Raw genomic sequence first — 24,241 nt, 5'->3', positions numbered from 1 at the left:
GGACCTGCTCGCCCAGCTGGGCTGAGCGAGCAGGTCCGCGGTGGTGCTCAGGAGTTGACGATGCGTCAGCCGAGCGCGGCGATCACCGGCACGAACTTCGCCGCGTCGACCGTGCCCCAACCGGTGGCCAGGTCATAGCCCTTGGTCGCCGGGAAGCCGGTCACGCCGCCGTAGGTGTTGGAGCCGCCCACGATGTCGTTGATCCCGGTGTCCGGGAGACCGGCCTGCTGCGCCGCGCCGAGCGCGTACAGGCCGTAGTTCAGGTTGCCCAGGCGGTGCCCGGCGACCTGGTCGGCCAGCGCCACCACGCCGGAGAAGATCGGGCAGGCCACGCTGGTGCCGCCCCACAGCTCCCAGCCGTCGTCCTGCGGGCCGAAGCTGTTGTAGGTCCAGACGCCGGTGTTGGGATCGCCGACCATGCTGATGTCCGGCACGCCGCGGGAGTTGCCCACCACGTTCTGCACGCCGAGCTGGAACAGCGGCCGGTCGAACACCTTGGACTTGCCGCCGCCCGAGGCGCCGCCGCCGGTCGCCGGGTCGTCCCAGACGGAGTCCGGGCTGGTCCGGTTGCCGTTGTCGTCCAGGTGCACCGAGGTGCCGCCGACGCCGGTCACCAGCGGGTCGGAGGGCGGCCAGGAGGTCACCGGGTACGGGTAGAGGGTCGAGCCGTCCGGCTCGGCGTCGGTCACGCCGTTGTCACCGGAGGAGGCCAGCACGGTGACCCCGTGCGCGGCCGCGTCCTTGAACGCGAAGCGCAGGTTCAGCAGGCTGGAGTAGTCGCCCTGGTCGAAGCCGGGGAAGGTGTTCTCGGTGGCGCCGAAGCTCTGCGAGATCACGTCGCCGACACCCTGCTTGATCAGCGAGTCCTCGGCGGCCATCATCTCCGGGAAGCCGGTGGTGCCCTCGGTCTCCGAGACGCCGGTCTCGACCAGCACGATCTTCGCGCCGGGCGCCATCGCGTGCGCCATGTCGACGTCGATCGTGGTCTCCTCGGCCCACCCGGTCATGTCCGAGTTGGTCGGGTCGAAGGCGGGGACGTTGCCCCACTTGACCACCTGCACGTTGGTGCTCGGGATGCCGTACTGGCTGCTGTAGACGTCCAGGTCGTGCTGGATGGTCGGCGACCCGTAGGAGTCGACGATCACGATGGTGCGGCCCTTGCCGTTGACGCCCTGGTCGAACAGCGGGTGCACGTCGTAGGCCTGCTCCAGCTCGCTCGCGCCGTAGCAGGAGGCCTGGAACTGGGTCTGGCACTGGCTGGGGGTGAGGGGAGCGGGGAACTGACCCGACAGCATCCGGTGCCCGATCGCGGCCGGTATCGGCTTCGCGGCCGGTGCGGGGGCCGCCGCGGCGAACGCGGCGGTGGCCGGCGCGGCGCCGGTGAGGGCGGTCGCGGTGAACAGGGCGACGGTGCCGAACGCCGCAGCGGTGGCGCGGCTGAGGGTGGAACGACGCATGGGTGTCCCTGGGGTGATGGGGGGTGTCCGTCGATGACGGTGTGGGCGATATCGCACTCCTGTCCGGGTGGGCCTGTCCGCGGCTTGTGGGAGGCATGGGGAAACCTTTGACATGTCTGTACCTGGTGGGCTGCTGCGGGCTCCTGGGGTGGCGGCGGGTCCTGGCCAGGGACTCCGGTCCGGTTGCGCTGAGCGCTCGGCTCATCACGCTCCGTGCCGCGCGGCCGCTCGAGGCGGCGATCGGGCAGGTCAGGCGGTCAAGAATCGGTAATGATTATCAGACCGGCGGCACCTCGGCTGGATGTGAAAACCATTTCTACCTACTCTCGAAGGGTCCACTGGTTTCCGGATCCCGCAGCTGGGGCCCGGCCGACCCCCGGGAGGGTGTCCCTTCATGCACGGCGCTAGGTCCGGCGGCGGTCATCGTCGCACCACCACCACGGTGCTCGGCGTGCTCGCCGCGGCTGCCGTGCTTGCCGGCACCAGCGCGTGCTCCACGGCCTCCAGCGCCGCCGACCGACCGGCCGGCGGCGCGCGGGTGCTCCGGGTGGTCGCGGCCGAGAACTTCTGGGGCAGCATCGCCCGCCAGCTCGGCGGCGACCACGTCCAGGTGGCCAGCCTGATCACCAACCCCGACACCGACCCGCACTCCTACGAGCCGACCACGGCCGACGGCCGGGCCGTGGAGTCGGCGGACTACGTGATCACCAACGGCATCGGCTACGACGGCTGGTCCGACAAGCTGCTCGCCGCCACGCCCGAGCCGCACCGCACCGTCCTCAAGGTCGGCACGCTGCTCGGCAAGCAGGAGGGCGACAACCCGCACCAGTGGTACTCGGCGGACAGCGTGCACCGGGTGATCGACCGGATCACCGCCGACTACCAGCAGCAGGACCCGGCCGACGCGGCCTACTTCGCCGCGCAGAAGCAGGCCTTCGAGACCCAGGCCCTCGCCCCGTACGAGCGGCTGGAAGCGGACATCAAGGCGACCTACGCCGGCACTCCGATCGGTGCCTCCGAGTCCATCGTGACCCCGCTGGCCGAGTCGCTCGGCCTCAAGCTGCTCACGCCGGAGAGCTTCCTGGACGCGATGAGCGAGGGCAACGACCCGACCGCCGCCGACAAGGCGACCATCGACCGGCAGATCGCCGCCAAGCAGATCAAGATCTACGTGTTCAACACCCAGAACTCCGACCCCGACGTGATGGCCCAGGTGAACGCCGCCAAGGCGCAGGGCATCCCGGTGGCCCAGGTCACCGAGACGCTGTCGCCGGCCGGCGCGACCTTCCAGGACTGGCAGGTCGGCCAACTCCAGGGGATCGAGAACGCACTGAAGCAGGGGGTCGGCAAGTGAGCATCCAGCCCAGCGAGATAGGCAACGAGTCGGGCGACGCGGCGGCGGAGCAGCCGTCGGCCGCCCGACTGCCGCTCCAGCAGCGGCGGTCCGCGGCGACGGAGCCGGTGGCGGCGTCGGACCCGGTGGTGACGTTGCGCGGCGCGGCTGTCCGGGTGGGCGGGCGGACCCTCTGGTCGGGGGTCGACCTGGCCGTCGGTCCCGGTGAGTTCACCGCGGTCCTCGGCCCCAACGGGGTCGGCAAGTCCACCATGATCAAGGTGCTGCTCGGCCTGCTGGCCCCGGCGGCCGGCGAGGTCACCGTGCTCGGCGGCGCGCCCGGTGCGCGCGCGGGGCACACCGGCCCGGGCGGCACCGGCGGCGTCGGCTACCTGCCGCAGCGCCGCAGCTTCGACGCCAGCGTGCGGATCCGCGGGATCGACGTGGTGCGGCTGGGCCTGGACGGGGACCGGTGGGGGATCCCCGTCCCGGGCCTGGGCCGGGCCAGGCGGCGGGCCGCACGGGAGAGGATCGACGAGGTGGTGGAGCTGGTCGGCGCCGCCGACTACGCGCACCGACCGATCGGCCAGTGCTCGGGCGGCGAGCAGCAGCGGCTGCTGATCGCCCAGGCGCTGGTCCGCCGGCCCTCGCTGCTGCTGCTGGACGAGCCGCTGGACAGCCTCGACCTGCCCAACCAGAGCGCGATCGCGGCGCTGCTCGGCCGGATCTGCCACCAGGAGGGCGTGGCGGTGGTGATGGTCGCGCACGACGTGAACCCGATCCTGCACCACCTGGACCGGGTGGTGTACCTCGCCGAGGGCGGCGCGATGTCCGGCACGCCGGCCGAGGTGATCACCTCCGAGACGCTGACCCGGCTCTACCGCACCCCGGTCGAGGTGCTGCGCACCAGCGCCGGGCGCCTGGTCGTGGTCGGCCAGCCCGAGGCCCCGGCCCGGCACACCGACCGGCACGCCGAGCCGGCCGGCGCGCCCGCGGTCGAGGGCGGCCCGGCGGACGCCGAACTGATCGGGAGCGGGGGTGGCGGCCGTGCAGCTGGCAACTGACGCCCTGGCGCCGGTCTTCTCCTGGAACCTGGTGGCCGACTTCCAGGAGATGTGGTCCTACGCCTTCATGGTCAACGCCTTCCGGGCCGGCCTGGTGGTCTCGGTGGTCTGCGCGGTGGTCGGCTGGTTCATGGTGCTGCGGCGCCAGACCTTCGCCGGGCACACCCTCTCGGTGGTCGCCTTCCCCGGGGCCTCGCTGGCCGTGCTGGCCGGCTTCAGCACCTCGCTCGGCTACTTCGGCTTCTGCGTGGCGGCCGCCCTGGTGATCGCCGCGCTCGGCCGCAAGGGCCAGGGGAGCGGCGCGGAGGAGTCCGCCGTCACCGGCACCGTCCAGGCCTTCGCGCTGGCCTGCGGGTTCCTCTTCATCAGCCTGTACAAGGGGCTGCTGGAGGGGCCGACGGCGCTGCTCTTCGGCAGCTTCCTCGGCATCACCACCAGCCAGGTGACGGTGCTGGCGGTGGTCGGCGCCGCGGTGCTCGCGGTGCTCGCGGTGATCGGCCGCCCGCTCTTCTTCGCCTCGGTCGACCCGCAGGTGGCGGCCGGGCGCGGGGTGCCGGTCCGGCTGCTCGGCACGCTCTTCCTGGTGCTGCTCGGTGCGGCCACCGCCGAGGCCAGCCAGATCACCGGCACCCTGCTGGTCTTCGCGCTGATGGTGATCCCCGCCGCCACTGCCGGGCAGCTGACCGCGCGTCCGGCGCGCAGCCTGCTGCTCTCGGTGCTGCTGGGCCTGGGCGCCTGCTGGGCGGGGCTGGTCGCGGCCTACTACCAGCCCTACCCGCTCGGGTTCTTCGTGACGACCTTCGCGTTCGGCGGCTACCTGCTCGCGCACCTGGTGCGGCTGATCCGCGAGGCGCTCGGCCGCCGCCGGGAGGCCGGGCCGCGGGAGGCCGGACCGGCGCTGCTCGGGGTCGGGGGTGCGGCATGACCTCGGTCCTCACCCAGGCGTTCTTCCAGCACGCGCTGCTGGCCGGCACCTTCATCGCGCTGGCCTGCGGGCTGGTCGGGTACTTCCTGGTGCTGCGCGCCCAGCTGTTCACCGGCGACGCACTCAGCCACGTCGCCTTCACCGGTGCCATGGCGGCCCTGGCCGGCGGCTACGACCTGCGGCTGGGCCTGTTCGCCGCGACCATCGGCGTCGGCCTGCTGCTCGGCGGACTGGGCCGGCGCGGCCGGCCGGACGACGTGGTGATCGGCAACGTCTTCGCCTGGATCCTCGGCCTCGGCGCCTTCTTCCTCACCGTCTACACCACCTCGCGCAGCGGCTCCGGCCAGGGCGGTGCGGGCACCAGCGTGCTGTTCGGCTCGATCTTCGGGCTGGACTCCGCGGCGACCACGCTGGCCGTGGTCATCGCCGGCGCGGTCTGCCTGCTCACCCTGCTGATCGGCCGTCCGCTGCTCTTCGCCACCCTGGACGAGGCGGTCGCGGCCGCCCGCGGGGTCCCGGTGCGGCTGCTCGGGTACGGCTTCCTGGTGCTGGTCGGCGCCACCGCGGCGGAGGCGACCCAGGCGGTCGGCTCGCTGCTGCTGCTCGGCCTGCTGGCCGCCCCGGCGGGTGCGGCGATCCGGCTGACGGACCGTCCGTTCCGGGCGCTGGCCCTCTCCGCCGCGCTCGCGGTCGGCGAGATGTGGGGCGGACTGCTGCTCAGCGCCGCCTTCCCGCAGCTCCCGCCGAGCTTCGCGATCATGGCCACGGCAAGCGCGGTGTACGCCGCGACCTTCCTGGTCCGCCCCTCCCGCGCCGCCGCGACCCGTCCGGCGGTGGCCGGGGCGTAGCGCCCGCGGGCAGGCCGCGGAGGACGTTGGGCGGAGGGCGGCACCCCGGGGTGCCGCCCTCCGGCACGGCGGCTGCGCCGAACGGGGGAGGGGTATGTCAAGGTGCCGTCAAGGACGGGCCTGTCGGCGTAGTCCACGCGTCAAGGACGGGTGCGATCCGGGGGTGATGGGGCTGCACTGGAGCTGCGCCCGGCCGCCCGGCCCCGGCGTCGCCGCCCGGCCCCGGCGTCCGAGGCCCTGGAAGGAAGCGAACGCGATGACCACCACCCACGCCCCGAGTGACCTGCCCCTCCCGGTCGAGCCCGCCGACCTGCCGTTGCCCCGCCCGATCGCCGACGCCCTGCTGAGCGGCCTGTTGCGCGGCACGGTCTTCGATCCGGCCCCGACCCCGCGGGCGGGCACCCCCGACGTGCCGGTCGCCGAGTCCGCGCCGGAGGAGGCGGCGGAGGAGCCGACCACTCGGATGGCGGAGCGTGACCGCACCGCCCACGCGCACTGCCGCTTCGCCATGCAGTACCTGGACTGAGAGCTCCGGACCCCGTCCGCCATCCGGATCCCCGTCGGAGGAACGCCGTGACCACCGTCCACCGCGCGCCCCACCTGCCGGACCCGCCGGCCGCGCCCGCCGAGCCGTCCGTCCCGCGCTACGTCCCGGTCCGGGAGCGCGGCAGCGTCCAGACCCTGCGCCTGTTCCGGCAGCGCGACGGCAGCCGCTGCGCCGTCCTGTTCAGCTCGCTCGCCGCCCTGCACGCGCTGCTCGGCCCCGACCAGGCCGCCGCCGAGCTGACCGAGCCGGCCCTGCGCGAACTGACCGAGCCGCTGGGCGTGCACCGCCTGGTGCTCGACCCCAGGCTGGTGGCCCCGGCCCCGCCCACCGGGCGCGCCGCCCCCGCCACGCCCGCCGCGCCGACGTCCGCATCCGGTGTGCTCCGCCCGGGCGATGCCGTCCTGATTCCGGTGGTCGACTCCGGAGCCGCTCGGTAGCTTGGCGCCCATGACCGTGGCCCCCAGCGCCGACATGCTCCGCCTGCTCGGCGGGTTCCAGATCTCCCAGGCCCTGTACGTCACCGCACGCGCCAAGGTCGCCGACCACCTGCTCGCCGGGCCGCTGCCGCTGCCCGCCCTGGCAGCGGCCACCGGGCTGGACGCCGCACCGCTCGGCCGGCTGCTGCGCACCCTGGCCGCCGAGGGGGTGTTCACCGTCGAGCCGGACGATGACCCGGACGGCGAGGACCCGGACGGCGAGCCGGACGGCGCTGCGCACGGCCCGCTGGTCGGCCTCGGCCCGCTCGGCCGGACCCTGGCCTCGGACACCCCCGAATCGCTCCGCAACGTCGCGCTGACCTGGATGGAGACGCACTACCTGGCGTTCGCCGAGCTCTGGCACACCGCCCGGGACGGCGTCCCGGCCGCCGAACGGGCCTACGGCCGCCCGTTCTTCGACTGGCTCGGCGAGGACCCCGAGCGGGTGGCCACCTTCACCGCCGCGATGGCCGACTTCGCCCGGCTGCGCCGCGACGCCCTGGACGCCGTGGAGGTGGACGGCGCCCGGACCGTGGTCGACGTCGGCGGCGCGGACGGCACGGTGCTCGCCGCGCTGGCCCGGCGCCACCCGCAGGTGCGCGGGATCGTCTTCGACCTGCCCCACGTCGTCGCGGCGGCACCGCCGTTGCTCCGGGCCCAGGGCGTGGCGGACCGGGTCGAGGCGCAGGGCGGCGACTTCTTCACCGCGGTCCCGGCCGGTGACTGCTACCTGGCCTGCTTCATCCTGCACGACTGGGACGACGAGCAGGCCGGCCGGATCCTGGCCCGGATCCACCAGGCCGCCACCCCGCAAGCCCGGCTGGTGCTGGTCGACACCGTGCTCGGCGAGGGCGCCCTCCCGCAGGTCGCCACGCTGCTCGACCTGACCATGCTCGGCATGCTCGGCGGCCGCGAGCGCTCCGCCGCCGACTGGCGGCACCTGCTCACCGCCCACGGCTTCCAGCTGGACCGGATCCGCCCCACCGCCGGCCCGATGTGCGTCCTGGAGGCCACCCGAGCGGCGTAGGCCGGGCGACCGCCCCGCACCGGTCCAGCTGCGGGACCGCGATACGTTACCGACGTGCAGCCGCCCAGTGACACCCCCAGCAGCGACCGCCCCACCCCGGACGTCGGGCGGATCGACTTCGGCACCGCCGCCCCGGTCGCCGGCGCGCTGGTGGGGGTGCGCTGGATCCACGGCGTGCCGTCGGCGAAGCAGCGGGCCGGCGCGCCCAGGCTCCAGGTGCACCGCCACGACGAGCACACCGTGATCATCCGGCAGAGCAAGACCACCGACTACGAGGCGCCGTTCGTCTTCCTACTGTTCGGCAACGACCGGGCGCTGCTGCTCGACACCGGGGCCACCGCCGACCCCGAGCTCTTCCCGCTGCGGAGCTGCGTCGACGGGCTGGTCGAGGAGTGGCTGGCCGCGCACCCGCGGGAGCGCTACGGGCTGGTGGTCGCCCACACCCACGGGCACGGCGACCACGTGGCCGGGGACCCGCAGTTCGCCGACCGGGCGGACACCACCGTGGTGGGTCGGGACGAGCAGGCGGTGCGCGCCTTCTTCGGGTTCGGGGCGGACTGGCCCCGCACCTCGGTCCGGTTCGACCTGGGCGGCCGGGAGTTGGAGGTGATCGGCTCGCCCGGGCACCACCCCAGCGCGGTCACGGTGTACGACCCGTGGACCGGCATCCTGCTGACCGGGGACACCGTGCTCCCCGGCCGGCTGTACGCCCCGGACTTCCCCGCCTTCCTGGCCACGCTGGACCGGTTGGTCGAGTTCACCGGGACCCGGCCGGTCACCCACGTGCTCGGCTGCCACGTCGAGCTGGGCAGCCGGCCGGGCGCCGAGTACCCGATCGGTGCCAGCTACCAGCCCGACGAGCGGGCGCCGGAGCTGACGGTGGCTCAGTTGGTGGCGGTGCGCGACGCGGCCCGGGCGGTCGCCGGGCGGCGCGGGGTGCACCGGTACGACGACTTCGTCCTCTACAACGAGCCGCGCAGGCTCGACATGCTCCGGCTGCAGGCCCGCGGACTGCTGCACAAGGGCTGGTCTACGCTGACCGGCGGCCTGCGCCGCGCGGAAGGGCACGGGGCACCGTGGGCGTCACGCTGAGCGAGGTCGCGCGGCACGCCGGGGTGTCGCCGGCGACGGCGTCGCGGGCGCTGAACGGCTCGGCCCGGGCGGTGGGCCAGGAGCTGGCGGACCGGGTGCGGGCCAGCGCCGCGGAGCTCGGGTACCTGCCGAACGCGGCCGCCCAGGCGCTGGCCCGGTCGACCACGGCGCACGTCGGCCTGCTGCTGCCCGACATCGGCGACCCGGCCGGTGCGGCGATCGCCCGCGGGGTGTCCGGCGCGGCCGCCGCCGCCGGACTGCTGCCGCTGCTGGTGGAGACCGACGGCGACCCGGACGCCCAACTGCGCGGCATCCTGGCGTTGCGCGGCCAGCGGGTGCGGGCCGTCGTGCTGGCCGGGTCCGCGTTCACCGACCCGGCCGCGGCCCGCGCGATCGACGCGGCGCTGGCCGCCTACCGGGCCGACGGGGGCCGGGTCGCGGGCATCACCGAGCAGGGGGCGGAGCACGCCTGCGTGCTGCCGGAGAGCGAGGCCGGCGCTGCCGCGCTGGCCCGCACGATGGCGGGTCTCGGGCACCGCCGGTTCGCGGTGATCGCCGGCCCGCGCCGGTACCGGGTGTCGGCGGACCGGCTGGCGGGGGTGCGCTCGGCGCTGACGGAGGCGGGGATCGGGCTGGGACCGCAGGACGTCCGGCACGCCGAGCCGACCAGGGCCGGCGGTCGGCGGGCGATCGCCGACCTGCTGGACGGCCGGCCGGTCGAGCGGTGGCCGAGCTGCGTGCTGGCCCTCGCCGACCTCTGTGCGACGGGGGTGCTGGCGGAACTGCGTGAGCGCGGGGTGCCGGTGCCGGGGCGGATCTCGGTGGCGGGGTTCGAGGACCTGCCGTCGGCCGCCGACCTGGTGCCCGCGCTGACCACGGTGCGGCTGCCGCTGGAGCAGTTGGGGAGCGAGGCGGTCCGGCTGGCCCTGGCCGACCCGCCGCCGGGGGTCGCCCCGGCCCGGTTGCGGCTGCCGGCCCGGGTGGTGCTGCGGGCCAGCACCGGCGCCCCGCCGCGCTGAGCGGGCCTTGGGCCACCGAGGGCCCGCTCAGTGCACCTCGGGTCACCGAGGCGGGCAACCACACGCTGAGCGGGCCTCAGCCCACCTGGCCGGGCACTCTGCTCACTCCGTGTGCGGCAGCGCGGGGATCGGGTCGAGCAGGGCGGCCACCGCCGGGTCGGCCAGCCGGTAGCGCACCACCCGCCCGTCCTTGGCCGCCGTCACGGTGCCCGAGGTGCGCAGGATGCGCAGCGTCTGGGAGACCGCGGTCTCGCTGATGCCGGTGGCGATCGCCAGGTCCGAGACGGCGATCGGCCCGGCCCGGTGCACCGCCAGCAGCACCGCGAGCCGCCCGGGCTCGGCGAGCAGGGCGAAGCGGGCGGCCCAACTGCGCACGTCGCTCGGGTCGCCGATGCCGGCGACGGCCGCGCAGACCGTGTGCTCGTCGATGGGGCGCCGGTGCGCGCGCTCCTCCGGTACCAGGTGCATGGCCCCATCTTCGCCTCGGGCGCCACTGCTGTCCAAAACCCGCCGGCCCCGGCTGTGACCTGCGACACCTGCGTACCTGCGCAGGCTTGTGGTGATCACCGCCCGGGCCCTACGGTGTCCCCCGCCGTGGTGCTCGGGAAGACCGGTGCGCTGGGTCGGACGCGTTGGACGCGTTCGACGCAGGAGTCCGGAGCGGCCCTCGCCACTGTGATCAGGAAGTCCGAACCGCCACACCCACCGCCCCGCGCGGTGGGCGGCCACTGGGCGCCGCGTGCGCCTGGGAAGGCCGGGCACGTTCGGACGTTCGACCTGTCAGCCAGGAGACCGGCCACGGCACCGCATGACGAGTAACTGTCCACGAGGTGCTGGAGAGGCTGTCCCAGGATGACCCTGCCCGAAACCGCTGTGCTGAAGTCCCCCGCGAGTACCACCGCCACGTCGTTGCGGTGGGAGAGGAAGGACTGGATACGCACCGGCGGCCTGATCGCGGTCATCGCCGCGATGCACATCGTCGCCTTCGGCGTCCTGATCACCATGGTCGCCCCGCACCACTACGCCGTCGGCACCCAGGTGTTCGGCCTCGGACTCGGCGTCACCACCTACACCCTGGGCATGCGGCACGCCTTCGACGCCGACCACATCGCGGCGATCGACAACACCACCCGCAAGCTGATGGCGGACGGCAAGCGACCGGTCTCGGTCGGCTTCTGGTTCGCCCTCGGCCACTCCACCATCGTCTGCCTGCTGGCCGGCCTGGTCGCCGCCGGTGCGCACATCGCCACCACGCTGACCAGCGACACCTCCAGCACCAAGCAGCTGCTGGGCGTGGTGTCCACCAGCGTCTCCGGTGGCTTCCTGTACCTGATCGCCGCGCTCAACCTGGTGTCGCTGGCCGGGATCTACCGGGTCTTCAAGGACATGCGGGCCGGCCAGTTCGACGAGCACGAGCTGGAGAAGCACCTGGACAACCGCGGCTTCCTGAACCGCATCCTCGGCCGGCTGACCAAGTCCATCACCCGCCCCGGCCAGATGTTCCCGATCGGGCTGCTGTTCGGCCTCGGCTTCGACACCGCCACCGAGGTGGTGCTGCTGGCCATGGCCGGCTCCGGCGCCGCGGCGGGCCTGCCCTGGTACGCGATCCTCTGCCTGCCGCTGCTGTTCGCCTCCGGGATGAGCCTGTTCGACACCCTCGACGGCACCTTCATGAACTTCGCCTACCACTGGGCGTTCTCCAACCCGACCCGCAAGGTCTACTACAACCTCACCATCACCGGGCTCTCGATCGCCGTCGCCTTCCTGATCGGCACCATCGAGCTCATCGGCGTGCTGCACGACCAGCTGGACCTCAGCGACCCGGTGACCAACTGGATCTCCGGCATCGACCTGAACAACGTCGGGTTCGTCATCGTCGGCCTGTTCGTGGTGGTCTGGGCCTGCGCGCTGGCGTACTGGCGGCTGGCGAAGGTGGAGCAGCGCTGGCCCAAGCGCGACGCCGCCGACGCTTGACGGTGCCCCGCTCGGGCGGGTGCAGCTAGCGCGGGACCTCGATCCGGAACCGCAGCCGGCAGATCACCGCGTCGGTGTGCTGGCGGATCGCCCGGTCCAGGATCACCCCGCGCTGGTTCTGCAGCAGCCGCTGCCAGGGGTGCGGCAGGTGCATCTCGGGGATCAGCACCACCAGCCGGTCGTGCTCCTTGGCCGCGGCCAGCTCCTGCAGGTGGTCCACGATCGGCCGGGTGAGCGAGCGCGACCGGCTGGACAGCACGGTCAGCGGGACGTCCGGGTGCCACCGCTGCCAGGCCTCCAGCATCGCGTCGGCGTCCGGCGCGCCCTCCTCCTCGGGGTGCACCACGGTCACCGCGCGCACCTCGTCGCCCAGCGAGAGCGCGGTGCCCAGCGCCTCCTGGGTGAGCCGGTTCACCGCCCCCACCGGCACCACCACCAGCGAGTGCTCCTGCACCGGCGGGCCCGGCACCTCGCCGATGTGCAGGGCCCGCCCGATCCGCGCGTAGCTGCGGTGGATCGACTCGAAGAGGGTGACCAGCACCGCGACCGCGAGGAAGACCAGCCAGCCGCCCTCGCCGAACTTGGCGATCAGCTCGATCACCGTGGCCGCCGCGGTCAGCACCGCGCCCAGCCCGTTCAGCACCGCCCGACCCCGCCAGCCGGGGCCGCGCTCCAGCCGCCAGTGCCGGACCATCCCCACCTGGGAGATGGTGAAGCCGATGAAGACGCCGATCGCGAAGACCGGCACCAGCGCCTGGGTGTCGCCCCGCGCCCCGACCAGCAGCACCAGCGCCGCCCCGGCCAGCACCAGCACCCCGTGCCGGTAGACCTGCCGGTCGGCCCGCAACGCGAAGACGTGCGGCACGTGGTGGTCACGGGCCAGCAGCGAGGTCAGCACCGGCATGCCGCCGAACGAGGTGTTGGCCGCCAGCGCGAGCAGCGCCACGGTGGCGAACTGGACGACGTAGAACCCGGCGTTGTGCCCGAGCGAGGCGTCGGTGAGCTGGGCGAGCACGGTCTTGGTGGGGTTCGGGGCGACGTGGAAGCGGCCGATCAGCACCGAGAGGCCGATCAGCATGCTGCCGAGCAGCGCGCCGAGCGCGATCTCGGTGTGCTGCGCCCGCTGCACCCGCGGGGTGCGGAAGGTCGGCACCGCGTTGGCGATCGCCTCCACCCCGGTCAGCGCCGCGCAGCCGGAGGCGAAGGCCTTGAGCAGCAGCAGGAGGCCCACGCTCTGGGTGGCGGCACCCACGTGGGTCGGCGCGGTGACCGGGTGCGGGCGCAGCAGGCCGATCACGATCACCGTGTAGATCGCCACCACGAAGATCACCGTCGGCGGGATCAGCACCTTGGCGGACTCGGCGACCCCGTACAGGTTCACCGCGGTGATCAGCGCCAGCACCACGACGCAGAGCACCACCCGGTCGGGGTAGAGGCTCGGGAACGCCGAGGTGAGCGCGGCCACGCCGGCCGAGACCGAGACCGCCACGTTCAGCACGTAGTCGATGATCAGCGAGGCCGCGGCGACCAGGCTGACCCGGCGGCCCAGGTGTGCCTTGGCCACCGCGTAGGCGCCGCCGCCGTTCGGGAAGGCGGCGATCACCTGGCGGTAGGAGAAGGTCAGCGCGGCCAGCAGCACGGTGATGGCGATGGTCACCGGCAGTGTGAAGCCGAGCCCGTGGCTGCCGGCGACGGCCAGCACCAGCACGATCGCCTCGGGGCCGTACGCCACCGAGGCGAGTGCGTCGAGCGAGAGCGCGGCCAGCCCCTGCGGCACCGTCAGCCGGTCGCGCTCCGTGGTCTCCTCGGGCATGGCCACCCCCTCGCTCGTCGCTCGTCTCCCGCCGACGCTAGTGCGGGTCGGGCCTGTACGACGGCTCTGACGCGCGGCCAGTCGGCCGGCCGGGGGTCGGCGGGGTGCCGGGCCAGTCGGCCCGCCTCACTCCCCGGCGGCGCGGCGGTCGCGGCGGCGGCGCTTGATCGAGGCCGCGTAGGTGGTCAGCGAGACCCCGATGATCGAGACGCTGATGCCCAGGAACAGCCGCGACGGGTCCGCCACCCTGGTCAGTGCGAAGGCGACGCCGGCGAGGAGCGCACAGATCCCCAGGCCCTTGAGAGAGTTCACTGCCGTTCCCGATTCACTTCCACGAAGAGACGCGCGTCGCGTAGGACTTCACGACGGACGTGGTCAGCCAGTAGGTCCGCACCACCGTGTAGACGAGCTCGGGCAGCAGCAGCGCTTCGACGAGCATCGCCTTCCACCCCAGGTTGCGGACCCGGAGCGCCGGATAGACGATCCAGAAGGCGATGAGCACCCAGAACAGCGGCTGCTGGGCCAGGCCGTGCCGCGCCGCCTTGACCAGTTGGGTCGAGCCCCAGCCGAGGACGTACACCGAGCCGAGCATCCCGAGGATCATGGTGCTGATCGAGTGCCAGGTGAACTTGGTCCAGCCGCGGCTGCGCAGCGCGTCCACCGTGCCGCGTCCCCACCGCTCGCGCTGCTGGACCAGCTCGCGCAGGGTGGGCATCAGGTCGGTGTAGGCGATGCAGAGCTGGTTGGCCGTGACCTTCCAGCCGGACTCCTTGAGCGTCAGCGTGGTCTCGTAGTCCTCGACCAGGTTGCGGTGGTCCTCCCAGAACACCTCGTTCCGCCAGTCCAGGACGCTCTGCAGCGCCTCGCCCCGGTAGAACGACCCGGCGCCCGACATCGTGTGGACGTCGCTGCGGTAACGCGCGTTGGCGGCGCGGCCGTACTCGATGATCTGCATCCCGAGCAGGTAGCGCTGCCACGGGGTCTGCCACAGGTCGGTCCGGCCCAGGCAGGCCGCGCTGACGCCGCCGAGCTCGGGGTCGGAGGCGATGACGTTGCGCGCCCGCTCGATGAACTTGACGTGCAGGTCGGTGTCGGCGTCCATGACCAGGACGTGCCCGACCTTGCCGGCCAGCCGGCCGCCCACCGACTGCCGCAGCCAGTCGATGCCGTGGTTGAGCGCGCCCGCCTTCTTGTGCGGGTTGTCCGGGAGGTTCAGCACCACGGTGAGCGGCGCGTTGGGATCCGCGGCGAACTGCCGCGCGAACGTCTCGGTGCGGTCGGTGGAGTTGTTCACCACCACGATGACCAGGTCCGGGCGCCGGCTCTGGGACGCCAGGGAGCGCAGCGCGGTGAAGACGCCGATCTCCTCGTTGCGGGCCGGTACCAGGGCCACCGTGTCGTAGTGGAGGCCGTCGTGGAGCGGGCCGAGGGCCACCCGGCCGCGCCGGTGCCGGCTGCGTGGCGCGCCGGACCCAGCCGTACGCGAACGGCTGACAGTACTGCCGGACAAGGTCCCTCTCCCCCGCCAAGGATGACATTACTGGACCTACACAGTGTGTCGTCCTTGTGCGTGTCCGAGGGCACCGTACCCCACGGCTGACGCGGCTTCCGACCGTTCTCCGGCCCGTTCCGTCGAATGTTGCGAAGGGCACAGGAAAGGTTTCCGGCAACTGCCGTCAACGTCGACAATTCGGACAGAGGGGAGATTCTCGAAAGGGCGGGACGAGAGTGGACAAGGGGAACCCCGGGGGCGGCGAGGGCAGCGCGAAGGTTTCGGAATGGCTTGTCGTTCGGTGGCGAACGGGCGGTGGGCGGGCCGCAGATGGGCCGTGACGTGGGGCTAGGATGACCGCGAACTGCCGCCCCGGAATGCGATCCGTGCCGCGTGTCACTCCGGTCGGCGCGTCCCGGAAGCACCCTTTCGTCCTGCTGTCCCGTCAAGGAGCCATCGTGAGCCGCGCACGTCGCAACTCCCCTCGTCGTGCGTGGACCGTGCTCGGAATGCTGGCCCTGGTGGGTGTGCTGGTCGGCGGTGGAATCGCGCTTTACCCGTTCTTGGGGTCGGCGAAGTCCGCTCATCCGGCGCCGGTGGCCGGGGGCCTGCCGGCCTCCGCGGCGCCGGCGGCTCCCACCGCCGCCCCGAGCCGTCCCGCGGCCCCGGTCAGCCCGGCGGCGGCGCTGCCCGATCCGCCCGCCGGGGTCCTCTTCGACGACTTCCACTACACCGGTGCGAACGATCCGGCGCTGGCCGCGCACGGCTGGCAGGCCCGCACCGACGGTGGCGGCCCGGGGATCAAGGACACCTGGTCGGCCGACGGCATCAGCTTCCCGGCGGAGCAGACGGCCCAGGGCGGCCAGGTGCTCCGGCTGCGGGCCGGCACCGACGGGACCAAGGCGGGCACCAGGCAGGCCGAACTGTTCAGCAGCGACTCCGCCGTCTTCGACGGGACCATCGCCGCCCGGGTCTTCCTGAGCGACCAGCCGGTCAGCGGCCCCAACGGCGACCACATCAACGAGTCCTTCTACCCGATCTCGGCCTCGGACACGTCGGCGGACTACAGCGAGCTCGACTACGAGTACATGCCGAACGGCGGCTGGGACGTGAAGAGCCCCGAACTCGACACCACCAGCTGGTACAGCACCGACGACCGGGTCACCCGCCCGCAGCGCGGGCAGCACCTCGGCGGCTGGCACACCATGGTGATCACCTTCATGAACGGCAAGGTGACGTACGCCATGGACGGCAAGGAGCTGTTCACCAGCGGCGGCAAGTACGTGCCGCGCGAGCACATGGGCGTCCACTTCAACGCGTGGTTCATCGACCTCCCGTTCGCCGGTCAGCGCACCTGGGACATGAAGGTCAACTGGTTCTACTACCAGGCCGGGAAGGCCGTCCCGACGGCCGAGGTGCAGAAGGCGGTGGACGGCTTCTACGGCCTCGGCGTGAACTACGTCGACACCGTGGGGTGAGGATGGTCGAGAGACCCCACCGACCTCGGGAGCACCCATGACACCCCCTGTCGCCGCCCACCCCGACGCCCCCCGCACCGTCCTGCTCACCGGCGCCGCCGGCCTGGTCGGCGGGTTCCTGCGGGCGAGCCTGCCGAAGTACGGGTACGCGCTGCGCCTCTTCGACCGGCTCCCGGTCGCCGGCGAGCCCGCCGCGTGCACCGGGGACCTGCTGGACCCCGAGGCGCTGGCCGCCGCCGTCGCGGGGGTCGACGCGGTGGTGCACCTGGCGGCGATCCCGACCGAGGCGGCGTTCCCCGACATCCTCGCCGCCAACATCGACGGCACCTACCGGCTCTACGAGGCGGTCCGGGCAGCCGGGGTGCGCCGGGTGGTCCTGGCGAGCAGCAACCACGCGGTCGGCTTCGGCGAGCGCCCGGCGGACGGCGGCCTGCTGCGGATCGACACCCCGCACCGACCCGACACCTACTACGGCCTCTCCAAGTGCTTCGCCGAGGACCTGGCCGCGCTCTACGCCGACAAGCACGGCATCGAGACCGTCTCGCTGAGGATCGGCTCCTGCTTCCCCGAGCCGAGCACCGTCCGGATGCTCTCGACCTGGCTCAGCCCGGCCGACTGCGGCCGCCTGGTGCACGCCGCGCTCGGCGCGGCGGTCGCCGGGCACCAGGCGGTGTACGGCATCTCGGCCAACACCAGGGGCTGGTGGGACCTGGAGCCCGGGCGGCGGCTCGGCTACCACCCGCGGGACGACGCCGAGGAGTTCGCCCCGAAGCTGCTCGCCGCACACGGCGAACCGGCCGCCGACGACCCGGAGTTCCGGTACGTGGGCGGGGCGTTCACGACCTTCTGAGCCGTGGTCGGCAACAGGATGGTCAACCGCACCGGCGTGGACCTGCGGCCCCGCGACGGTCGGCGGAACCGGCCGTGGTCCACCGCCTGACCTGCACCTGACCAGCCACGGTGGGGACCTGACCGTCCGTCGGATCCCCACCATCCTCCCAGGCAACACGCCCATTACCGGCCCGTAGATGAATATCTGCCCTTGAATTCCCCATATCCCCTCCTCCTCGAGTCCCGCTCGCACCATGCTGTGGAAGCCGACCCACAGGTCGGCGTGAACCCGTACCGACATGGGGTGGGAAGACCGTGTTCAAACGAGGGGCGAAGTGGTTCGCCGCGGGGGTGGCAGCGGTCACGCTGCTGGGAACCGCCCAGGCGGGGGTGTCGGCCGTTGCGGCGACACCCCCGCAGCTGGATCTGAAGGTGCTGCTGGTCGGTGGCGGGTCGGGGGACCCGACCACCGCGGCCTGGCAGAACGCGCTGTCCACCGAGGGGGTCCCGTTCACCCTGGTGAACGCGAGCGGCGCGATCGGTAGCGAGACCGTGTCCCTGCCCGCGCTGTCCAGCGGCAGCCACGGCTACTACAACGGCGTGGTGGTGGCGGACTCGCCCACCTTCTTCGCCGCCGGGCAGCTGAGCGGGCTGTTCTCCTACGAGTCGGGCTTCGGCGTCCGCCAGCTCGACGGCTACATGTACCCGTCGCCCTCGCTGGGCCTGACGGCCGCGAGCTCGGGGGCGGTGACCGGCACCGCGCAGCTGACCGCTGCCGCGCTGGCCCAGATGCCCGAGCTGAAGGGCCCGGTGCCCTTCGAGTCCGGCTCCTACGGCTACCCGGCCACCACCGTGGCCGGCGCCCCGGTGACGCCGTGGCTGCAGAACTCGGCCGGCCAGACGCTGGCCGCCGTCTACCAGCACCCGAGCACCGACGCGCAGGCCGGCGTCGCCGAGCTGTCGATGACCTTCGACTACAACTCGAACATGCTGCCCTGGCTGGTGCTGGCGCCGGGCCTGATCAACTGGGTGACCCAGAACACCCACCTGGGCCTGTACCGCAACTACTTCGGCCAGGACATCGACGACCTGTTCATCGCGGACAACGAGTGGAGCCGGCAGTACCAGTGCACGCCGGGTGCCACCTTCCCGAACGACGTCTACTGTCCGGCGGGGGTCGGCGGCAACCCGGCCGACGGTCCGCCGGACCAGCAGATGACCGCGGCCGACGTGGACTACGTGGTCAACTGGGAGAAGCAGACCGGCATCAAGCTGGAGCTGGCGTTCAACGCGATCGGTGCCTGCACCGCGCCCAGCACCACCACCACGTCCAGCGCCAACTGCTCGGGCAGCACCACGGTGAACGGCCAGACCTTCACCGACCCGGGCCAGACGGTGGACAGCGGTTACCCGAACGACTCCGGTTTCGTCAACGAACTGCTCAAGCAGCAGGCCGCGTTCAACTGGATCACGCACACCTGGTCGCACATGTACCTGGGCTGCCAGGTCGGTGGCGCGCAGCCGGCGAACGCGCCGACCGCGGGCACCGGCGGCACGCTGGCGGCCGGCGGCTACAGCTACGAGATCACCGCGGCCACCGCCTACGGTGAGTCGGAGCCCTCGGTCGCCCAGTCGGTCACCGTCGGCGCCAACGGCTCGGTCGCGCTGACCTGGCCGGACGCCACCAACGCGGGCGGCCCCTCGCTGGCCAAGCTGGAGTCCCTGTACTCCGGCGGCACCGGCTTCTGGGGCTACAACATCTACCGCGCCCCGGCCGGCTCGACCAGCTTCGGCCTGGTCGGCCAGGTCAAGGAGGACGCGACCGGCGCCACCGCCAGCTACTCCTTCACCGACACCGGGGCGACCTCGCCCGGCGGCGGCCCGGGCAGCACCAACACCTTCCCGACCGCCACCGACCCCGGCATCGACTGCTCCTCGGCCGCGGCCTGGCTGCCGGCCACCAGCGCCACGCCGGACTCCAGCATCGAGCAGGAGATCGGCCTGGACGACGCCTTCGCGCTCAACAACGGCCTGACCAGCTACAGCACCAGCAACCTGGTCACCGGCGAGCACTCCGGCCTGGAGAACCCCAACATGCCGAAGGCCATGGCGGACATGGGGATCCAGGTCTTCGGCACCGACGCCTCGCGTCAGCCGGAGAGCTACACCATCCAGGGGACCTCGGCCGCGGGCGCGAGCAACTCCGCTGTCTCGGCGCCGCGTTGGCCGAGCAACATCTACTACAACGCGGGCAACTGGCCCGACGAGCTGAGCGAGTACAACACGTTCTACGTGAACAGCTCGTCCTCGATGGGCGACCCGTCGTACCCGGGCGAGACCGGCAAGTGCATCCAGACGCCGTCCACCACCTGCACCAGCACCCCGGCCACCGAGTCCTCGGTGCTCGCCAGTGAGTCCCGGATCATGCTCGGCCACGTGCTGGCCGACGACCCGCGGATGAACTACGCGCACCAGACCAACCTGATCGGCCCGGCCACCCAGACCGTCAACGGGGTGACCTCCGACTACGGCTACACGCTGCTCAGCCTGCTGAACGACATGCTGGCGCAGTACAACAGCTGGTACAGCACGCCGCTGGTCCAGATGACCGACGCGACCACCGCGCAGACCGTCGGCCAGATGGCCGCCTGGTCCTCGGCCGAGCAGGCCGGCACGGTCACCGCCTCGGTGCAGAACGGCAACGTGGTGATCAGCAACACCGGCTCCGGCCAGGTCTCCGTCCCGGTGACCGTGCCGGCCGGCACCACGGTGAACGGCGCGGCCTTCGGCCAGTCCTACGGCGGCACGCTGTCCGCCTGGACCCCGATCGCCGCCGGTTCCTCCAGCACCCTGGTGATCAACGTGGCCCCGCTGATCACCAGCGGCGCCACCGTGGCCGCCACCGCCGGCACCGCGTTCAGCAGCACCGTCACCGCCACCGGCTCCCCGCTGCCCGCCCTCAAGGCGAGCGGCACCCTGCCGGCCGGTGTCACCTTCACCGACAACGGTGACGGCACCGCCACCCTGGCCGGCACCCCGGCGGCCGGCAGCGGCGGCAGCTACCCGCTGGTGATCACCGCGACCAACGCCAGCGGCTCGGTGACCCAGAACCTGTCCCTGACCGTCGCCCAGGGCCCCGCCGTCACCAGCGCGGGCACCGCGGCCTTCACCACCGGCACCGCGGGCACCTTCGCGGTGACCACCTCCGGCTACCCGGCCCCCGCGCTCAGCGAGAGCGGCACCCTGCCGAGCGGGCTGAGCTTCAAGGACAACGGCGACGGCACCGGCAGCCTGTCCGGCACCGCCGCCTCGGGCACCGCCGGCAGCTACCCGGTGACCATCACCGCGACCAACGCCGCGGGCAGCAGCTCGGCCCAGGTCACGGTCACCGTCACCCAGGCCACCGGCCCGGCGGTGACCAGCGCCAGCGCCACCACGCTGACCACCGGCACCCCGGCCACCTTCACGGTCACCACCACCGGCATCCCGGCCCCGGCGCTGACCGTGACCGGCAAGCTGCCGAGCGGCGTGGCCTTCAAGGACAACGGCAACGGCACCGCCACCCTGGCGGGCACCCCGGCGGCGGGCAGCGGCGGGGTCTACCCGCTCACGCTCACCGCGGCCAACTCGGCGGGCAAGGCGATCCAGTCGTTAGAGGTCACGGTGAACCAGCCCCCGGCGTTCACCAGCAGCTCCTCGGCCACCGCGTACCTGCTGGTCCCGTTCAGCTACACGATCACCACGTCCGGCTTCCCGGCCGCGACGCTGAGTGAGAGCGGGACGCTCCCGGCCGGGTTGACCTTCACCCCCGGTGCGAACGGCACGGCCACCATCTCGGGCTCCGAGCTGGCGCTGGGCACCTTCCACCTCACCATCACGGCGAAGAGCGCGGCGGGCACGATCAGCCAGCCCTTCACGCTCAACGCCGCGCTGTGATCCGGTCGAGTCACCGATCGGCCGAGTGACCGGCTGATCTCAGACCGCGACATCCGCAGTCGCCCCAGGCCCCTGGCCTGGGGCGACTGCTCCGTTCCGGCCCGGGTGCGAGCGGCGGAAGCGGATTTCCGTTCGCCGTTCGGAACGGCTCGCGACCGGGGTTGGTATCGGGAAGACCCGATCACGGGATATCTTGATGTCAAGACGTTGTAGCCGTGAAGCGGAGCACCGATGACTGACTCGACCATCATCTATACGCACACTGACGAGGCCCCGGCCCTGGCGACGTACTCGTTCCTGCCGGTGGTCCAGGCCTACGCCTCGACGGCGGGCGTCAAGGTGGAGACCCGCGACATCTCGCTGGCCGGGCGGATCATCGCCAGCTTCCCGGAGCGCCTCGAGGAGGGCCAGCGCATCCACGACGCCCTGCACGAGCTGGGCGAGCTTGCCAAGACCCCGGGCGCCAACATCATCAAGCTGCCCAACATCTCGGCCTCGATCCCGCAGCTCAAGGCGGCCGTCGCCGAGCTGCAGGGCCAGGGCTACGCGCTGCCGGACTACCCGGACAACCCGACCACCGACGAGGAGCGGGACGTCAAGGCCCGCTACGACAAGGTCAAGGGCAGCGCCGTGAACCCGGTGCTCCGCGAGGGCAACTCGGACCGCCGCGCGCCGCTCTCGGTGAAGAACTACGCCAAGACCCACCCGCACCGGATGGGCGCCTGGTCCGCCGACTCCAAGACCAACGTCGCCACCATGGGCGTCAACGACTTCCGCCACAGCGAGAAGTCCGCGGTGATCGCCGAGGACGGCAAGCTCCGGATCGAGCTGGTCGCCGCCGACGGCACCACCACCGTGCTGCGCGAGTCGGTGCCGGTGCTGGCCGGCGAGGTCGTCGACGCCTCGGTGATGCACGTCGCCGCGCTGAACGAGTTCCTCGCCGCCCAGATCGCCCGGGCCAAGGCCGAAGGCGTGCTCTTCTCGGTGCACCTCAAGGCCACCATGATGAAGGTCTCCGACCCGATCATCTTCGGCCACGTGGTCCGCGCCTTCTTCCCGAAGACCTTCGCGCGCTTCGGCGCCGAGCTGGCCGCCGCCGGCCTCACCCCGAACGACGGCCTGGGCGCCGTCCTCAAGGGCGTCGAGGCGCTGCCGAACGGCGCCGAGATCAAGGCCTCGTTCGACGCCGAGCTGGCCGACGGCCCGACGCTGGCCATGGTCGACTCCGACCGCGGCATCACCAACCTGCACGTGCCGAGCGACGTCATCGTCGACGCCTCGATGCCGGCCATGATCCGCACCTCCGGCCACATGTGGGGCCCGGACGGCAAGGAGGCCGACACCCTGGCCGTGCTGCCGGACAGCAGCTACGCGGGCGTCTACCAGGTCGTCATCGACGACTGCCGGGCGCACGGCGCCTTCGACCCGGCCACCATGGGCTCGGTGCCGAACGTCGGCCTGATGGCCCAGGCCGCCGAGGAGTACGGCAGCCACGACAAGACCTTCGAGATCGCCGTCGACGGCACCGTCCGCCTGGTCGACGCCGCCGGCGACGTGGTCCTCGAGCAGCCGGTCGCCGCGGGTGACATCTTCCGCGCCTGCCAGACCAAGGACGTGCCGATCCGCGACTGGGTCAAGCTGGCCGTCAACCGCGCCCGCGCCACCGGCGACCCGGCCGTCTTCTGGCTGGACGCGGAGCGCGCGCACGACGCCAACCTGATCGCCAAGGTCAAGCAGTACCTCCCGGAGCACGACACCGAGGGCCTGCAGATCGAGATCCTCTCCCCGGTCGAGGCCACCGCCTTCTCGCTGGAGCGGATCCGCCGCGGCGAGAACACCATCTCGGTCACCGGCAACGTGCTGCGCGACTACCTGACCGACCTGTTCCCGATCCTGGAGCTGGGCACCAGCGCCAAGATGCTCTCGGTCGTCCCGCTGATCAACGGCGGTGGCCTGTTCGAGACCGGCGCCGGCGGCTCCGCCCCGAAGCACGTCCAGCAGCTGGTCAAGGAGAACTACCTGCGCTGGGACAGCCTGGGCGAGTTCTTCGCGCTGGCCGCCAGCTTCGAGCACCTGGCCCAGAGCACCGGCAACGCCCGCGCCCAGGTGCTGGCCGACACCCTGGACCGCGCCACCGGCACCTTCCTGGACCAGGACAAGTCGCCCAGCCGCCGCCTCGGTGGCATCGACAACCGCGGCAGCCACTTCTACCTGGCCATGTACTGGGCCCAGGAGCTGGCCAAGCAGACCGAGGACGCCCAGCTCGCCGAGGCCTTCGCCCCGCTGGCCAAGACCCTGGGCGAGCAGGAGGAGGCGATCGTCGCCGAGCTGATCGCGGTCCAGGGCGGGGCCGCCGAGATCGGTGGCTACTACCAGCCCGACCCGGCCAAGGCCGCCGCCGTGATGCGCCCGTCGGCCATCCTCAACGAGGCCATCGCCTCGCTGGGCTGACGGCTCGTCGGGCCGGTGGGCCGGTGGGCCGGTAGGTCCGTAGGCCGGTAGGTCCGTAGATCCGTAGGTCCGTGGTTCACGCTGAGCCCCCGGAACGTCCGATGACGACGTGCCGGGGGCTCCGTGCGTTCCCGGCATCCGCCGCTGCTCCAGTGGGGGTCGAGTCGATGTTGGCACGCTGTGAAGCGAGCTCGCCGGGTCATCCCCCGTCCCGGAGCGAGCCGCCTCGCCCGGGCTGCGATCCCGTGGCGAGGCCGGAGAGCCGCAGCCCCTTCCGGCTTCGGGCCTGCGGCTCTCCGGCCCAACGGGGAGCCCCGTCCGGCCGGGCCGTTGCTCCCGGCGGGTGACCCGCCCCGATCGGCGGCCGGGATCTGCGAGGGCCCTCCCGGTGCACCCCTGGCGGATGCGAGCGGTGCTCACCACGGCTGTCCCACGCGTGACAGGGTGGAGTGCGGCGGCAGTCCGATCTGCCCGCTTT

At 72.6% G+C, this 24,241-nt stretch carries 19 protein-coding genes and 1 riboswitch; of the genes, 14 read left to right on the top strand and 5 right to left on the bottom strand.

The genetic code is table 11. From position 1 onward, the window contains the following. Positions 1-65 precede the first annotated feature (65 nt). Entirely contained in the window at positions 66-1,457 is a 1,392-nt protein-coding gene (locus ACQRUO_RS09590; protein WP_428315339.1) for a S53 family peptidase, read from the bottom strand. Between the two features lie 394 nt (positions 1,458-1,851). Between ACQRUO_RS09590 and ACQRUO_RS09585 the strand changes: the two genes are divergently transcribed. The 9 genes from ACQRUO_RS09585 (at position 1,852) to ACQRUO_RS09545 (ending at position 9,788) form a co-directional block, all read left to right on the top strand. Further along, complete coding sequence (locus ACQRUO_RS09585) at positions 1,852-2,811, top strand: metal ABC transporter solute-binding protein, Zn/Mn family (protein WP_428315338.1); 960 nt, start codon at positions 1,852-1,854, stop codon at positions 2,809-2,811. Then, complete coding sequence (locus ACQRUO_RS09580; RefSeq protein ID WP_428315337.1) at positions 2,808-3,854, top strand: metal ABC transporter ATP-binding protein; 1,047 nt, start codon at positions 2,808-2,810, stop codon at positions 3,852-3,854. Before ACQRUO_RS09585 ends, ACQRUO_RS09580 begins: the two co-directional genes overlap by 4 nt. Continuing rightward, positions 3,838-4,779: a metal ABC transporter permease gene (locus tag ACQRUO_RS09575; protein ID WP_428315336.1), complete on the top strand. Its 942-nt coding sequence runs from the start codon at positions 3,838-3,840 to the stop codon at positions 4,777-4,779. The genes ACQRUO_RS09580 and ACQRUO_RS09575 overlap by 17 nt, the downstream gene beginning before the upstream one ends. Next, positions 4,776-5,627, top strand: a complete 852-nt coding sequence (locus ACQRUO_RS09570; RefSeq protein WP_428315335.1) for a metal ABC transporter permease — start codon at positions 4,776-4,778, stop codon at positions 5,625-5,627. Before ACQRUO_RS09575 ends, ACQRUO_RS09570 begins: the two co-directional genes overlap by 4 nt. A 256-nt stretch (positions 5,628-5,883) precedes the next feature. Next, positions 5,884-6,153 (top strand): hypothetical protein, encoded by a 270-nt coding sequence (locus ACQRUO_RS09565; RefSeq protein ID WP_428315334.1) that lies wholly within the window; start codon positions 5,884-5,886, stop codon positions 6,151-6,153. 47 nt (positions 6,154-6,200) lie between these two features. Beyond that, a complete protein-coding gene (locus ACQRUO_RS09560) occupies positions 6,201-6,611 on the top strand; it encodes an SAV_915 family protein (RefSeq protein WP_428315333.1) in 411 nt (136 codons plus the stop codon). 10 nt (positions 6,612-6,621) lie between these two features. Next, positions 6,622-7,677 (top strand): methyltransferase, encoded by a 1,056-nt coding sequence (locus ACQRUO_RS09555; protein WP_428315332.1) that lies wholly within the window; start codon positions 6,622-6,624, stop codon positions 7,675-7,677. 54 nt (positions 7,678-7,731) lie between these two features. Further along, entirely contained in the window at positions 7,732-8,769 is a 1,038-nt protein-coding gene (locus ACQRUO_RS09550) for an MBL fold metallo-hydrolase (protein ID WP_428315331.1), read from the top strand. Then, positions 8,754-9,788 (top strand): LacI family DNA-binding transcriptional regulator, encoded by a 1,035-nt coding sequence (locus ACQRUO_RS09545; RefSeq protein WP_428315330.1) that lies wholly within the window; start codon positions 8,754-8,756, stop codon positions 9,786-9,788. Before ACQRUO_RS09550 ends, ACQRUO_RS09545 begins: the two co-directional genes overlap by 16 nt. A 102-nt stretch (positions 9,789-9,890) precedes the next feature. Here ACQRUO_RS09545 and ACQRUO_RS09540 read toward each other — a convergent pair whose 3' ends face one another. Beyond that, complete coding sequence (locus ACQRUO_RS09540) at positions 9,891-10,256, bottom strand: ArsR/SmtB family transcription factor (RefSeq protein ID WP_428315329.1); 366 nt, start codon at positions 10,254-10,256, stop codon at positions 9,891-9,893. A gap of 110 nt (positions 10,257-10,366) precedes the next feature. Continuing rightward, positions 10,367-10,603, top strand: a riboswitch (cobalamin riboswitch). A gap of 37 nt (positions 10,604-10,640) precedes the next feature. On the opposite strand from ACQRUO_RS09540, the gene ACQRUO_RS09535 reads away from it, so the two are divergent. After that, the gene (locus tag ACQRUO_RS09535) at positions 10,641-11,762 is read left to right on the top strand and encodes a HoxN/HupN/NixA family nickel/cobalt transporter (protein WP_428315328.1); all 1,122 of its coding nucleotides are present in this window, start codon (positions 10,641-10,643) and stop codon (positions 11,760-11,762) included. 25 nt (positions 11,763-11,787) lie between these two features. On the opposite strand, the gene ACQRUO_RS09530 is transcribed toward ACQRUO_RS09535, so the two are convergent. From ACQRUO_RS09530 to ACQRUO_RS09520, 3 genes are all read right to left on the bottom strand, one after another. After that, positions 11,788-13,575: an APC family permease gene (locus ACQRUO_RS09530; RefSeq protein WP_428315327.1), complete on the bottom strand. Its 1,788-nt coding sequence runs from the start codon at positions 13,573-13,575 to the stop codon at positions 11,788-11,790. Between the two features lie 126 nt (positions 13,576-13,701). After that, on the bottom strand, positions 13,702-13,887 hold the full coding sequence (locus ACQRUO_RS09525) for a hypothetical protein (RefSeq protein WP_428315326.1): 186 nt from the start codon (positions 13,885-13,887) through the stop codon (positions 13,702-13,704). Between the two features lie 13 nt (positions 13,888-13,900). Continuing rightward, a complete protein-coding gene (locus ACQRUO_RS09520; protein WP_428315325.1) occupies positions 13,901-15,085 on the bottom strand; it encodes a glycosyltransferase in 1,185 nt (394 codons plus the stop codon). 440 nt (positions 15,086-15,525) lie between these two features. Here ACQRUO_RS09520 and ACQRUO_RS09515 point away from each other — a divergent pair, with 440 nt between their 5' ends. The 4 genes from ACQRUO_RS09515 (at position 15,526) to ACQRUO_RS09500 (ending at position 23,763) form a co-directional block, all read left to right on the top strand. Further along, positions 15,526-16,545: a glycoside hydrolase family 16 protein gene (locus ACQRUO_RS09515; protein WP_428315324.1), complete on the top strand. Its 1,020-nt coding sequence runs from the start codon at positions 15,526-15,528 to the stop codon at positions 16,543-16,545. 37 nt (positions 16,546-16,582) lie between these two features. Next, positions 16,583-17,395, top strand: coding sequence for an NAD-dependent epimerase/dehydratase family protein (locus ACQRUO_RS09510; RefSeq protein WP_428315323.1), 813 nt, complete (start codon positions 16,583-16,585; stop codon positions 17,393-17,395). 296 nt (positions 17,396-17,691) lie between these two features. Continuing rightward, the gene (locus tag ACQRUO_RS09505; RefSeq protein WP_428315322.1) at positions 17,692-21,312 is read left to right on the top strand and encodes a putative Ig domain-containing protein; all 3,621 of its coding nucleotides are present in this window, start codon (positions 17,692-17,694) and stop codon (positions 21,310-21,312) included. Positions 21,313-21,543: 231 nt separating this feature from the next. Continuing rightward, entirely contained in the window at positions 21,544-23,763 is a 2,220-nt protein-coding gene (locus tag ACQRUO_RS09500; protein ID WP_428315321.1) for an NADP-dependent isocitrate dehydrogenase, read from the top strand. Positions 23,764-24,241 lie beyond the last annotated feature (478 nt).

Origin of the sequence: Kitasatospora sp. LaBMicrA B282, assembly GCF_050325825.1 — a bacterium.
Taxonomy (GTDB): Bacteria; Actinomycetota; Actinomycetes; order Streptomycetales; family Streptomycetaceae; genus Kitasatospora.
The sequence above is the reverse complement of the archived record's forward strand: the minus strand, read 5'-3'. Positions and strand labels throughout refer to the sequence as shown.